The 14,734-nt window shown below is 37.9% G+C and carries 11 protein-coding genes; 4 read left to right on the forward strand and 7 right to left on the reverse strand.

Annotated elements, in window-relative coordinates:
* Positions 1 to 3 precede the first annotated feature (3 nt).
* Both AWV75_RS11815 and AWV75_RS11820 read right to left on the reverse strand, forming a co-directional pair.
* On the reverse strand, positions 4 to 957 hold the full coding sequence (locus AWV75_RS11815) for a phosphoribosylaminoimidazolesuccinocarboxamide synthase (RefSeq protein WP_060874564.1): 954 nt from the start codon (positions 955 to 957) through the stop codon (positions 4 to 6).
* Positions 958 to 984: 27 nt separating this feature from the next.
* The gene (locus AWV75_RS11820) at positions 985 to 2,970 is read right to left on the reverse strand and encodes an alpha-ketoacid dehydrogenase subunit alpha/beta (RefSeq protein WP_060874565.1); all 1,986 of its coding nucleotides are present in this window, start codon (positions 2,968 to 2,970) and stop codon (positions 985 to 987) included.
* A gap of 256 nt (positions 2,971 to 3,226) precedes the next feature.
* Between AWV75_RS11820 and AWV75_RS18500 the strand changes: the two genes are divergently transcribed.
* Entirely contained in the window at positions 3,227 to 3,331 is a 105-nt protein-coding gene (locus AWV75_RS18500; protein ID WP_082711073.1) for a 30S ribosomal protein THX, read from the forward strand.
* A gap of 228 nt (positions 3,332 to 3,559) precedes the next feature.
* On the opposite strand, the gene AWV75_RS11825 is transcribed toward AWV75_RS18500, so the two are convergent.
* Complete coding sequence (locus AWV75_RS11825; RefSeq protein WP_060874566.1) at positions 3,560 to 4,009, reverse strand: hypothetical protein; 450 nt, start codon at positions 4,007 to 4,009, stop codon at positions 3,560 to 3,562.
* Positions 4,010 to 4,647: 638 nt separating this feature from the next.
* On the opposite strand from AWV75_RS11825, the gene AWV75_RS11830 reads away from it, so the two are divergent.
* Entirely contained in the window at positions 4,648 to 5,385 is a 738-nt protein-coding gene (locus AWV75_RS11830) for a hypothetical protein (protein WP_060874567.1), read from the forward strand.
* Between the two features lie 59 nt (positions 5,386 to 5,444).
* Here AWV75_RS11830 and AWV75_RS11835 read toward each other — a convergent pair whose 3' ends face one another.
* The 4 genes from AWV75_RS11835 to AWV75_RS11850 all read right to left on the reverse strand — a co-directional run bounded on the left by AWV75_RS11835 (position 5,445) and on the right by AWV75_RS11850 (position 9,054).
* Entirely contained in the window at positions 5,445 to 6,875 is a 1,431-nt protein-coding gene (locus AWV75_RS11835; RefSeq protein ID WP_060874568.1) for a DUF3887 domain-containing protein, read from the reverse strand.
* Between the two features lie 227 nt (positions 6,876 to 7,102).
* Positions 7,103 to 7,969, reverse strand: coding sequence for an AraC family transcriptional regulator (locus AWV75_RS11840; protein ID WP_060874569.1), 867 nt, complete (start codon positions 7,967 to 7,969; stop codon positions 7,103 to 7,105).
* Between the two features lie 123 nt (positions 7,970 to 8,092).
* Positions 8,093 to 8,470: a hypothetical protein gene (locus AWV75_RS11845; RefSeq protein WP_060874570.1), complete on the reverse strand. Its 378-nt coding sequence runs from the start codon at positions 8,468 to 8,470 to the stop codon at positions 8,093 to 8,095.
* A gap of 2 nt (positions 8,471 to 8,472) precedes the next feature.
* Complete coding sequence (locus tag AWV75_RS11850; RefSeq protein ID WP_231738107.1) at positions 8,473 to 9,054, reverse strand: SCO family protein; 582 nt, start codon at positions 9,052 to 9,054, stop codon at positions 8,473 to 8,475.
* Between the two features lie 333 nt (positions 9,055 to 9,387).
* Between AWV75_RS11850 and AWV75_RS11855 the strand changes: the two genes are divergently transcribed.
* Positions 9,388 to 11,325 (forward strand): type VI secretion system Vgr family protein, encoded by a 1,938-nt coding sequence (locus AWV75_RS11855; protein ID WP_060874572.1) that lies wholly within the window; start codon positions 9,388 to 9,390, stop codon positions 11,323 to 11,325.
* Between the two features lie 12 nt (positions 11,326 to 11,337).
* Positions 11,338 to 14,734 (forward strand): DUF4280 domain-containing protein (locus AWV75_RS11860; RefSeq protein ID WP_060874573.1); only part of this gene is annotated, 3,397 nt, incomplete at its 3' end.

The following is a 14,734-nucleotide window of genomic DNA, read 5'->3' on the forward strand; positions in this document are numbered from 1 at the left end:
TTTTTAAATTTTAGCTAAAAAAGCCAATACGTTTGCTTCAATTCTTTCATTAATCGCTGAAACATCCGCTTTGATAAAAGGCTCTCCTAAAATATGTTCATACAATTCAATATATCGCTCTGATATGGTTTGAATATACTCGTCAGACATTTCAGGAACTTGTTGTCCTTCTTTTCCTTGAAAGCCATGACTAATTAACCATTGGCGCACGAATTCTTTTGATAATTGCTTCTGAGGTTCTTGTTTTGCTTGACGCTCCTCATACCCTTCTGCATAAAAATAACGAGAAGAATCAGGGGTGTGAATTTCATCAATCAACACAATTTTCCCTTCTTTTGTTTTACCAAATTCGTATTTGGTATCAACCAAGATCAATCCTCTTTGAGCTGCAATTTCAGTTCCTCTTTGATATAAGGCCCTCGTATATGCTTCTAAAACAAGATAATCTTCTTCTGATACAATACCACGTGCCAAAATATCTTCTCTTGAAATATCTTCATCATGCAAACCTAATTCTTCCTTCGTTGAAGGAGTAATAATAGGTTGTGGCAATGCATCATTTTCTTTCAATCCTTCTGGTAAGGCAACACCACACAATACTCGTTTCCCTGCAGCATATTCTCTAGCGGCATGTCCGGCTAAATATCCTCGGATAACCATCTCCACTTTAAAAGGCTCACAAATATGCCCCACTGCAACATTAGGATCCGGACTTGCAATAAGCCAATTAGGCACAATATCTTCTGTCATCTGCATGAATCGCGTTGCAATTTGATTCAAAATTTGTCCTTTATAAGGAATTCCTTTCGGCATAATCACGTCAAAAGCAGATAAACGATCCGTTGCTACCATAACTAAAACTTGATCAGCGATGGTGTAAACTTCTCTTACTTTTCCGTGATAGACACTTTTTTGGTTTGGAAATTTAAAATTAGTCTGTGTGATTGTGTTACTCATATATTTCTGTTGTGTAGTTCTTTCTATTTAGTACGCTAATAAATCTAAAAGCGCTGCTTCAAATCTACCTTTTGGTAAATATTGATCTTCTAAAGCTTTCACAAATGGGATTGCTGTTTCAATACTCGCTACTCGTTTTACAGGCGCATCTAAATATTCAAAACAGTTTTCCATAATCATTGCTGATAGGTCACTTGCAATACCTCCAAACATGGAATCTTCTTGCAAAATTATAACTTTATTTGTTTTCTTTACTGATTTGAAGATAGTTTCTTCGTCTAATGGTTGTAAAGTACGCAAGTCAATTAAATCTGCTTGAATCTCTGGATGTTTCTCCAATGTTTCTAATGCCCAATGTACACCTGCTCCAAAGGATATAATCGTTACATCAGCCCCTTCTTTAACTAAAGCAGCTTGACCAAATGGAATCGTATAGTAATTGCTTGGCACATCTTGATAGATACTTCTATACAATTGTTTGTGCTCAAAGAAAATAACTGGATTTGGATCGTTAATTGCTGTATTCATCAATCCTTTTGCATCCACAGGGAACGCCGGATAAACCACTTTCAATCCAGGTGTTTTAGTAAACCATGCTTCATTGGTTTGCGAGTGGAACGGTCCAGCTTGTGTACCTCCACCACATGGCATACGCACTACTACATCAGCTTTTTCATTCCAACGGTAGTGTACTTTCGCTAAGTAATTAACAATTGGGTTAAAACCAGTAGATACGAAGTCTGCAAATTGCATCTCCATAATAGCTTTCCCTCCATTGATTGAATATCCCATAGCTGCAGAGACAATAGCACTTTCACAAATTGGTGTATTGCGAATGCGACCTTTACCAAACTGCTCCACAAATCCGTCCGTTACTTTAAAAGCACCTCCGTATTCTGCAATATCCTGCCCCATGATGATTAACTCAGGGTGTTTTTCAAAAGATTGTTTTAACCCTTCTGATATAGCATCAATCAAACGAATGTTTTTCATTTCACCACTTGGCTCTACGTGTTCATACGTAAAAGGGGCATACATATCGTTTAGTTCAGTTTCAAAATTTGCCTGAATTGGCTCCTCTTCTTGGGTGCGTTTCCAATCAGTATCAATCTCTTTTTTGAATGCGGCTCTGATTTCCTCGTCTAACGCTTCTGTTAGTACTCCGATTTCTTTTAAATAAGCACGGTAGTTTTCTACTGGATCCTTTTTCTCCCATTCATCCATCAATTCTTGTGGAACATATTTCGTACCACTCGCCTCTTCGTGTCCTCTTCTTCTGAAAGTTAAAAACTCTACTAAGATTGGACGTGGGTTTTCGCGCATCGACTGAGCTAATGCATTGATTTTAGTATACACTTCTAAAATGTCATTTCCATCAATGATGTGACTCTCCATCCCATACCCAATACCGCGATCTGCTAAGTGCTCACAACGGTATTGCTCATTGGTTGGTGTAGATAAACCATATCCATTGTTTTCAATCACAAACAACACCGGTAAATCCCATACAGAAGCTACGTTTAAAGCTTCGTGAAAATCACCTTCAGAAGTTGCGCCTTCTCCTGTAAATACAGCCGTGATTTTCTTTTCATTGCGCAATTTATGTGCAAGGGCAATTCCATCAGCCACACCTAATTGTGGACCTAAATGCGAAATCATCCCAACGATATTAAATTCTTGTGTTCCGAAGTGGAACGAACGATCTCTTCCTTTTGTAAAACCATTTCCTTTACCCTGCCACTGTGAAAACAAACGGTACAAAGGAATATCTCTAGAAGTGAAAACACTTAAATTACGGTGCATTGGCAACACATACTCATCGTTCTCTAAAGCAGCTACAATACCTACCGATATTGCTTCTTGCCCAATTCCAGAAAACCATTTCGACACTTTTCCTTGACGGATTAAAATAAGCATCTTTTCTTCTATCATTCTTGGTTTCAATAGCCTTTTATACAAATCAACTAGCGTTTGATCTGATAGGTCTTTTCGGTTATAATCTATATGTTTCATAATTGGTTTTAAAGGGCACTAAAATAAGGCTTAAATAGGAACTCTACAAACTAATTTACACAACATTTGAGGTCAAAAAAATCAGTTGTTTTCAATTGTTGTTTTTTTATTCTTTTCACCTGCATTTTCCGTTGTATTCCCTTGCTCCTTTCTACTCCAAAAAAGCTGATTATTATCCTTTTAACTTCTATAAATTTATTTATTGCGTTAAAATTCGTATCTTGGGGAAACGAATGTTAAACTTTAATTTTTTATTATGGGAAAAGGAGATTTAAAAACAAGAAGAGGTAAAATAGTAAATAAATCATACGGTCGCCGAAGACCAAGAAAGGCTAACAAACCTACTTCATCTAAAGCATAAGCAAATTGATAAAAAAAGGAAGACCGTTAACGGCCTTCCTTTTTTTATCGATCCGATGGCGCGGATTTGCAATCCGTGCCTTCACCGTGTCTTCATCTACCCCATAAACAATACCTCAACTTCGATTTCATACTCTAAACCTGCATAATTACGAGCTGAACTGAAATAATACATTAAGTGTAATCTAACGCACGGATTGCAAATCCGCGCGATCGAGTTCTATTTCTTTTATTCCACCAATTTTATTTCATTTCGCTCTATGTTATACTCCAGGTGTTTTTCACATACATTCTGTATGAGTATTTCATCTGTCCCTATGTTTTTATATACATTGAATACCAATGTTATATCCTTGAATAAGTGTGTATATTCGGATACAGTCATAAAATCCTGCATCAACATCAGGGCTTTCTGTTTTAGAAAAACAGTATCACGCCTACACCAATTATCGTATTCATTATAGCTGCGCAACTCCATATAGAATTTATTATCTAAACTAAAGGAGTCTGGATCTTCCACTAATTCTTCATATCCATATAGTAGTTTACAATCACATTCTTCTTGTACTTTTTGTATGAACATTTTTTCCTTTTCGAGTATCTTAACTCTTTTTCGGAATGCATTATGTGTTAAGGCGCTGTACATCCAAGCATAACCGATGAACAATACCTCCCACAAATAAAATAATTTTAACTCGTTTCATTCTGTTGCTTCTTATTTATTGATGATGCTGTTTAATACTCCGATGGCGCGGATTTGCAATCCGTGCCTTCACCTACCCATAAACAATACCTCAACTTCGATCTCATACTCTAAACCTGCATAATTACGAGCCGAACTGAAATAATACATTAAGTATCTAACGCACGGATTGCAAATCCGCGCGATCGAGTAAATCTGCCTCAATCTCACTCAATTACTACTTACTATGAACCCCATACCACTCACCAATCCCCTCAATTTTCTGTAAAATAATTGTTTTTTATACAAATAACATTCAGTTCATCCCCCATTTTATTGAGGTAAATGCTCATTACTTAAAAATAAGCATTATTTCGTATACTTTTCAACTATTACAAGTGCACCCTTAAAAAACAAGGAAGATAAATTGTAATTTACTAATCAAAATAAAGAAGGAATGAATTTATCCTCATTGCTTCTTATGATTGGTGGTGTGTCCATAGTGACTCCATAGTGTGTCCATAGCTAGTCCAGTAAACCACGGCCTTTTGATAGACATGCAATAGATGCACAAGCGATTCACCCTACTAACTTATATAAGCAAGTAGGCTATTTATAACGTAAAAATAAAAACAATGGCGAAAGTAGATCCAAAAGGAAACATCAGAGGCATCATCGGTCCTATAAGTACACGTGTACTCCATGGGGTCAACATTGTCCAAAGTAGAGGGACAAAACCAAAACAAACGGCCAATACCAAGAAAGCTGCGACTGCCTTTGGGTATGTTTCAAAGCACTGCAAAATTATCCGATTGGCAATTGGTGAAATTCTATACAAAAATCACGATGCTAATTTTTCTCGTCGCTTGACAGGTACAACGCTGCAATTATTCAATAAAAACATGCAGATCCCTATAGAGCAACGCACTTTTCTCAACACATCGCTACAAGGACTCGTCGGTTTTGATCTGAATACAAACAGTCCGTTTGACACGTTTTGCACCTTACCCTTTCTCATACAAATTGCAGAGGGCAATAAAATAGTACTGCAACTTGACGCTTTTCTAGCTTCTGATTATTTTATATTCCCTGAGTATACAACAGAAGCTACACTAGAGTTTTCTTTACTTCATCTAGCCTTGCCTTCAGGTATTAATACAGTAACTGAGACTTTTTCTATTCGCTTCACCCCGAACGAAAGGGTTCTAGCACAAGTTTGGGAAAAAACCCTCCCTACAAGTGCTAATTTTACTATTGTGATTGCTGAACTCAACTATTTTAAAACAGTAAATAAAAACAAGAAAATAAGCCTTAACAATAAAGAGTTTCATCCTAGTTGTATTGTTTATCTTGACAATGGGGTCTGGGAATGACATTCGCCCTACACTCCATTTCCACTTTCCACTCTCCCCTTTCCAAACAAAAAGGATGACTATTTGTCATCCTTTTTGTTGTCTATTACTAGTTTGGACCAAATTTGAAAACTCAAATTCTCAACCAATTGAATCATGTCATCCATTGAACTATTAGCGAATACAATCACTCCTTCTTTTCGCTCTGGACTAAAGCTTATAAAATTGGAATAAGCAACATCAATACCACGATGAAAATATAGCGACTCTGATGGACTAAAAAAGTTCAAACGCCATCCTAAGCTAATCCAATCATCGGGTGTAATCATAGAGGTCGGCTTTTGCATCAGCGCTAACTCTGGATGTTTCGGATCAAAATACGCTTGAATATAGGTAGCCATGTCCTCTACCGTTGAATAGCCTTGCGTAGAGGGCAAGAAAATATCCATATAATTTGCCTTATTATCTAAACCTAAATCAATCTTGCCAATGGCACCTACTACTTTTGCGCGTTTCGGCTTAATCAAATGGGTGGAAGTTAAGTGATATTGATCAACAATATATGTTTGAAAAAGAGACGTATAAGGTTTATTGTATACACGAGCTAAAGCATCTCCCAATACACTACTCCCAAAAATAGAGAAACGACCTCTGACCTTCAAAGTATCTAATTCGATATCGTGTACTAAATAATTGGCAATAGACGCATTTCCTATAACAGGTTCTTTTCCTTTTTTATGCTTTTTATCAGCAACTAAATCCGCTCCAACTAACGTTATTTTGGGAAAGAAAGGCAGTAAAGCTGTTCCATTAGCTAAAGAGGAAAAAGAAAAGGATAAGGTATCTTTAAACGGTTCTGGATAGTAAGCATTAATATCCTCCCATACTTTCACCTTTCCTTGGACATCTGCTTGTGCTAAGATGGTATTGGTAAAAATAGAAGTAAAAGTTCCTAAACCAAATAATCCTTTCTTGTTATCGATATCGCGAATCAATTTAGCTTTCTTTTTCAACCCATAGAAATGCACCTGATCATCTTTGATAATAGCTAGGGCTATTTCTCCTTGTTCGGGTAGATGATTGGCATTATCAAGAATAATATCTTCTAATGATTTTTCTGCTAATCCCTGTTTTAAATCCTCCTGATTGACATAATCTAAAATGCGAAACCCTACAATATTCGCTTCTTCATCAAAAGCGAAATTGACAATTGCGGTATCTTTTTCAAATTGGGTCTTAAACAAAGGTGTCTGATCGTCATTTACCCCGTAGTACTCAATGGTTACAATCGATCCTAAGTTTTGTTTCATCTCATCAAAAAAGGCCTCTACGGTATTAAAAGGCACTCTACTTTGAAGAGATTCAGAAAAACGGTGATAAAATTTATCGTAATTGCTGGTGTTGTAATCTTCCATGAAGATTTCCATGACCTGCTCAACTCGATTCTGTGCTTGTACACTCAACAAACCTCCTAATAAACAAAAAAGCAATAGTAAACGCTTAATTATCATATCTTTTTACTTTATAAAAACTAAAGGTAGTCATTTCGAAATGAAACCTTGATACTTTTAACAAAATGAAAGCTATTTTCACGATAATTATGAAATAGCACTTCGTTTTTTATTTGTATTTTTCATTATATCGCAAGTCGTTATACCTGTCATTTGAACTTCTGTCTTAGCCTTGCTTTCTACTCTAGGTTAACCTACTCTACTCCTGTATATTCCTTGCCTTCCTTTTAAGTAATCCACTGATTTTTTCTATACTGTTCGGGCGTCTGATTGGTAGCCTTCTTAAAAATAGTCACAAAATAAGACGCGTGTTCGAACCCGAGTTCATTGGCTATTTCACTGATAGAATGTGTCGTATAACTCAATAATCGCTTTGCCTCTAGTATAATGTGCTGCTTGATTAAATTTCCTGAAGTTTGCCCTAGAATATTACGGCAGATTTTATTCAGGTAATTCGTGCTAATATGCAGCATATCCGCATACTCAGAAGGCATTTTATGGGTTTTAAAATGCTGTTCAATCAAGTTTTGGTACTTCTGTATCTTTTCATGTACAGCATTATGTACTTTCACTGTATGTACAGGAATATACATACGGTCTAACTCAATCAGTAGGATATTCAAATAAGAACGCAATACTTTTTGAGAGGCTTTTTTGTTCATTCTAAATTCATCCAACATCTGCCACAACAAGAACCTCATGCTTTTTATATGATCCTGAGGGACGTGAAAAACAGTTTGATTTCCCTCATTAAAGTAAGGAAATTGATGCAATACATTGGTATTGTAACGCAAGGAAAAGAAATCGGTAGTGAAACCTATAATGGTTCCTGTAGTTCCTTCTTGCAAGGTAATGGTGTTGATACAATTGGGCTTAATAATCAATACTTGAGCTGCTCCCAGACTAATCTTATCTTGGTCAACAACGAGTTCCCCTCCCCCTTGTTCAATGCACAGTAGCAAATAAAAGGCATTGATATGCGGAGTGGCTAATACAGGGTACTTTTGAAGCAACCCTTCCAGGTTGTCCATCCAAAGATCATGTGTGGTATTGAATACGCCAATTGTGCAAACGGGTACTTTAGTCGCTTGCATAATTTTATTTTTTCTTGTTTAACTTTCTCTCTCTGTTTTTGTCTGACTTACAACACAACAAACCTAGATTTAATCTCATTTGTCGAGTAACAAGCCACAAAAAACAGTTTTATTCACAGGTATTCACACCCATTCAGGAGGTTGAAAAACAGCATATATAAAATTACTTATCACTAAAGTATCCATATAATTGGGATACGGTATATTTTCTAAGATAATAGGATGCACTACATCCGGATGATACGCCATGGATTGGCTAAATAAGGGCTGTACTTCCTTCGTTTTGAACATAGGAAGCGCTGTCTTTTTCTCTGAATCTTCTGATAATTCACTTTGGAGGTAACAACTTCCATAACACATGGGAATTGCATCAAAGCGATTGATACAGATATTTTCCGCAATATACCTTTGGTTGATATAAAAAGAGGTTAGGATCCAAAAACTCGAGGTATTTTGGTAGATAAAGGAAAGCAATATGAGAAGTAAAAGCTGCTTTTTCATTTCTATCTATCTTCCTTCAACAATAGGTTTATATCCTGAATTAATCGATCCACATCAGCAGAATTAGTTCCATCATATACGCCGCGAATATGTTGTTTACCATCAATCAACAGAAATCCACCACTATGCGCATAGCCTCCTGGAGCATTGGTCTCCTGATACGCTTGCATAAAATAACTTTGGGCCAACTGATGCATGACCTGTTCTTTTCCGTAGAGGAAATGCCATTTTAAAGCATCTACACCTAACGATTCACTGTATGCTTTTAAAACGGGAATGGTATCATTTTTTGGATCGATAGTATGCGATACAAAAAGCACTTTTTCTTCTGCTTGATACTGATCATATACCCTCTTCATCTCTACGTTCATCTTAGGACAAATGGTTGGACATTGTAGAAAAATAAAATCAGCGACATATATTTTTCCTGCCAAAGTTTCATTAGATACGACAAGACTATCCTGATTCATCAAAGAAAAAGCGGGAATCTGGTACTGCTTCTCTTTTACTGTTCCATCTGCTGTCACTTCTTCCGTAGCATGACCTAAATAAGGCAACTGCTCTGCTTTTTGAGAACATGCCATAAAAAAAGAAACAAAAAAGAAAAGGAAGATGGGCTTCATCCAACAAAAGTACGAAAAATTACAAGAATCAGATCATAAAAAACACAAGAGCTTTGGATCTTTTATAATTCAAATTTTTGAACATAGAAACAACCATATTTTCAAACAAACCGTTTTATTATTTAATTTTAATTACAATAACACATATTTTAATATATTTTATTTGATTTTAAACACAAATAATTCATTTAAATTCAAAGTCATTTTTTTAACTTGCACCGGTGATTCAGTTCGAATTCAAAGTAGAAAATTCTCTTTCTTGAAATGATATTAAAACAACAAAATAATAGAACAATGCCCCATTCTTTTTTAAAAGCACAGTCTTCTGTTGCTGAAGAGTCCGCTCATTCGCACTCCTCTATACAAAGCAATGCCTCTGCCATCGCTCAACACTATATCCCAGGAATCAATCAATTGGTTGACCTTACCTTTAGTATCGAAGGGAAAACCTTGACTTACTATCGCGATTTCGAACTCAAACAGAGCAGTCAAACGCATCATGAATTTACAGCTTCATTTAGTCATGATTGTTTAGGAGGAAGAGAAACGCATGAAATGGAAGAATCTCAAAAACTCGTAGGCAAGCGCCTTTTAGTTTCCATGCATTATAAGAACAACACCGATAAGCCGAGGCGTTATTTTGTAGGGGTCATTACGAGTGTGTCTTTTGAGCAAGCACACGGCAGTCAAGGATATCTTATTCTTAAAGGGTTTAGTCCAACAGTACTGCTAGATCAAGCGCCAAATATCCAAAGTTTTGGTGGTCAAAGTTCAGAGCCTTTACAAGGGGTTGTTCAACAACTACTTGACCAGGGTTACCATCAACAAGAACAGTATAAATCTAGCATTCAACTCACCCATCCCAGGCAATTATCCTATAGTTGCCAGTACAATGAAACTCCTTATAACTTTCTCACTCGCCTTGCTCACGCACAGGGAGAACATTTTTTTTATGACGGAGAAATTCTTCATTTTGGCAAAATTCCCACAGATGAAAAACCGATTCGATTGCTCTATGGGCGTGATGTGAGTCAGCTGGAGATTCGCCTACAAGCGCGTCATGTAAATCGCTTATTGTATGATTACAACAGCGTGAGTGATGAAAAACTAAGCACCAGTACGGATACGTCTTTAGTGCTAAAAGGCACCTTAGCTAAATCAACTTATATACAAGCTACACAAACGTTTACCACGCCTTCTCTTCAACAAGCTCCTATAGCAGCAATGACCCATCAAGAGGTAGAACACGCTCAAAGAGGACTTATTGGCCGAGAAGGAATTCACGTTTTTGTTACGACTGGTAATACAACCATCCCCTTTTTGTATCCGGGTTGTAGGGTAGAAATACAGATGTTCCAACCGAACAAAAAGACAGCCCATTATTTTACGACCTTACTCATCACAGAGGTTCACCATCAGGTAGATGCTTTGGGGAAATATGAAGGTACATTTAAGGGGGTCGATGCACAAACGGAATCTATTCCACAAGCACATGTCCAATCCCCTTTAGTTGAGCAACAACTAGGCAGAGTCATCAGCAATAAAGATCCTCAAGGTAAAGGGCGCGTACAAGTGCAATTTGATTGGCAACGCAATAATCAAAGTACTGCATTTATTCCTGTACTAAGTCAGCATGCAGGTAACAGCTCATTTGTTTCCGCTAATCGTGGGTTTGTCTTTATTCCAGAAGAAGGGGATCTAGTACTGGTGAGTTTTATAGGCAATCATCCCGATCGTCCTTTTGTTTTAGGTAGTTTTTTCTATGGATCCACAGGCATAGGTGGCGGACATGAAAACCAAATCAAGAGTATCCGTACCCGAAGTGGACATACCCTTCGATTTACAGAAGACGAGTCTATTGAACTATTTGATGCAATAGGCAATCACGTTACCTTAGATACCAAAGCGAAAGACATCCTACTTACAGCTCCTGAAAATTTAATTTTAAACGCTAAGAATATTCATTTACATGCTAGTCAAAATATCCACGCCTTTGCCCAACAACATTTGTATTTGGAAGCCCAAGAAAATATAGATATTAAGGCCGCAAAACAGTATAATTTAACGGCTAGAGATAGCACAACATCCATCGTTTATACTGCTGCGTATCAAACACAAGATTATAGGTTAACGTGTGAAATCGGGCAGATGGAAGCTACCAAAGAAAATTTTCAATTCTTGTCCAATAAGGAAGTAGAAACAATAAGCAACAAAAGAGTCAAGTTGCTCTAAAAAAATTTCGGTATGAAAAAGCAAACTTCCATCCCTTCGCCATCTGTTTCTGAATTCATCGTTTGTTCAGGGGCTCAATGTACGTGTACAGGAAACCCCTTACTTTTTCCTGAATTGCGGATTAGTACGCATAAAAAGTATTATGCGAATGCGGTTGATAAACTCATTGCGACTATTGAAGACACTCAATTTGTCGAAGGACCTTCTCCTTTTAAAACGTGTAAGCACAAAAAAGGGTACGATAAAAGCTGTCTGTATCAACCTCTTGGTTTTTGGAAGGTCGAAGCCAATGCGCATTTTCCTTCTCTTGGAGAACGGGATATCTTAACTGAAACAGGTACGCTACAATGTGTAATAGGCGGTATAATCTCCATTCATCACCATGGTCAAGTTATTACGGCGGAGGAAGACCAAGAGCAACAAGAAACAGAAACAGCAGAAGAAGAAAACACTTGTGATGATTTAATTGAAGAAAAAGTTGGTGAAGCTAGTAGTCTTCAAACGCTCCGCTATGTTTCCAATGTCGATAGTATAACGTTAGTGAATTTAGACGAACTCCATTGGGGTGCGCTTAGTCCAGAAAATCCTCGTGCTTTGCGTGTGGGCCTTGGAGAAGAAATGATATTTAGAGCGAGTACACCTTTAGGAGAAGACAAGCAGTACATCAGCTGGAGCGTCACACAGTCTTGTGGTGATTCGAGCCTTTTCGAAGCAGGAAAAACGGGTCAGACTTTTCACGTTCAAACAACGGCAGAAAACGTCAATTACCAAGCACATCCCACCACCCATCGTGCTTTTAGCTGGGAACCTACTCAGACGGGTGTTTATCTTATATCTGCTGCACGAACGCCAAAAGAAGAGGCGACAAAAACATATTACGGCACTTTTTACTACTATATCGAAGTGGTCAATCAGGCCGTTCTTACCTTGTTGGAATTGAATCAACCCCCAACATTAACGCGCGTTGTTGGAGATCAAGTAAAGATTACACTGCATAGTACCATTCGCTTGTCACAGGAACGAGTCGATCAACTGCGAATCAAAGTTCGCGTAAAAGAAGGAGATTCACATACCCAAACCGCTGTTGTTTTCTGCTCAGCAGGTAAGCATCCATTTACTCAAGTCGGTACTGTCATTCAAGCAGTGTATACCTGCACCAATACCCATACCTATCAAGTGGAGGTTTGGGAAAATTCAAAGCGCAGCTTTGCAATCCCGCCTCAATATTTTCAGATATACGCCAATGCAGTACTCTCGATTTCTCCACAGGTAGAACGGATTCGCTTTGGTAGTCGGATTACATTTACAGCTGAGCTTCAAAACAAGCAAACTATCAATCCAACACAGGTTAAATGGTTGATACAATCTCCAGGTAGTAAGCAATTTCAACAGCATTTTATACGTCATACAACAGTGACTCTAGATTTTACTGCGGAAGGTACCTATGTTATTGCGTGTGTATATGGCAATTTTTGGACAGGAAAAGACAAAGCGACACAAACCATTCAAGTCATGGCTAATCAACTCGAACAGTTGACACTAAGCCCAAGCCATGCCTCTTCGACAACTGTTCAAAAGACTCAAAACCAAGTTTATCGAGTTTACCGTCAAGCTATTGTGACGCTTACTTTGGAAACAACTTTAGGGTATCAATCTCCAACAGCAGATGTATATGTGGAAGCTCATGAGTTACACCAACCAAATGTGTTTCAACGATTGCTTCACTATGTGTTCCCTGAAAAAGAAAATCAACCAGCTTCTATTATTCACGCCAATGTTGACGGTGAAATACGCTATATGCTAACTTATGTCAAAGGGCCTAAAAAGCAGGCGGGTTTTGACTTGTCTATGTATTATGCCAATCCAAAACTTCAACAAGCCATTCAGCGCGATTTGAAGGAACTGCAAGCAACTGAATCAGCAGATACGCTTGCCAATCAATCCTTAGAAGCGATTGAAATCTATCCTATTCACACCCAAACCGAGGGTATTGTATTGCAGTCTAACCTAGCTACGCTGGATCTTCAATTGGAAGAAGTTGGTTTGTACCGCTTGGAGGTGCTATTCAATAACCAAACGTATACTCATGAAATTGAGTGTATAGAAGGAAAAGTGAACCGCTGGGAATTTGTCAATGCGTTGGATCAACATCAGCCTACTTTAAGTTTCAATGAAGACTTTGCTATTGCATTGGAAATTACAGGTTTTGAGGATCAATCAGCGACAATTTGTTATTGGTATGATTCTCGCAATCGAGAACGAGATGTATTAGAATTGTTTCGCGATACGGTTGATTTTGACAGCCAAGGGAAAGGTACGCATGTGGTAAAAAGCTTCTCTGATTTTTGGAAGACTTTCGCTTGTCAGGTTCCAGAAGGTCAAGGGGAAGAATACGCGATCTTTTTTACCCTTTCAGAAGAAATTGGACTATCGAATGTCAAAAGGGAATTATTCGATAAAAAGGAAGCCCTTTTTGGTCATGTTTTTCCAGTGGATACGGTGAATACTTATGCGTATATTCTGAAGAAATACCGTATTGAAGCCTATTTTAACACGGCTAATCACCGCCGTTTGATTCGCCCCATACTGTACAAAGAACCCATTGAAATTGAAGTAGTACGCATACTGGGGCGCTATGATCAGGATGAAATCTTACCTGATACCTTGACGGTAACCCTATATGAAAATACCAATCAAAGCTTTTTAAAGTTGGAATTTAAAGATCGAAAGGCTACCTCATTTTCTCTTGCTTTTCCCAAAGGGCAACATACAATTTATCATCCCTTAGATACGGGGGATGAATTGATCTACAAAGGGAATACTCATAAAAAAGACAAGGGATTGGCAAGTACCCCTCGTGTGTTTTATTTAGGAATTAGCTATGAAGCCAAAACCAAAGGACCGTTGTATAACCAAAACCCATATACCGTAAAGAAAACAGCTGTGGAGGTATTATTTCCTAAAGGATATGAGCGAAATCGAGCTAATGATCACTTACTGATGCAGCCCTTTCAACCGGAAATAGAAGAAGGATTGCCTCGTACAGAGGCTCAAAAACGAGCGAAAGAAAATCTTCTTCGCCTAGCGACCTATCACAAGGACAATAAATTGGGCTACCTCTACCTGCATCAGCTTAAACTGGTTGAAAAATTTGTGTTTAGCCAAACTTTTAAGGAACACAGTATACCAATTGTCGTGGAGCGTAGACCGCAGGATAAAAAGGAGGTTGTACCTGATTCCCATTCCGATTGTCCAAGATGTAAGGCTCCTGTAACAAGCGCCCAATTGCTCCAGATATTTCCAGGATCAGATGCAGCTGTCCTGGAAGCCATTGCAAAAGCCTATACTGATTATATGACGGTTTTTGAAATGAATACTTGTTGGAATAAAGCGCATTTTTTTGCACAAG

Origin of the sequence: Myroides odoratus (genome assembly GCF_001549985.1) — a bacterium.
In the GTDB taxonomy this organism is placed as follows: domain Bacteria; phylum Bacteroidota; class Bacteroidia; order Flavobacteriales; family Flavobacteriaceae; genus Flavobacterium; species Flavobacterium odoratum_A.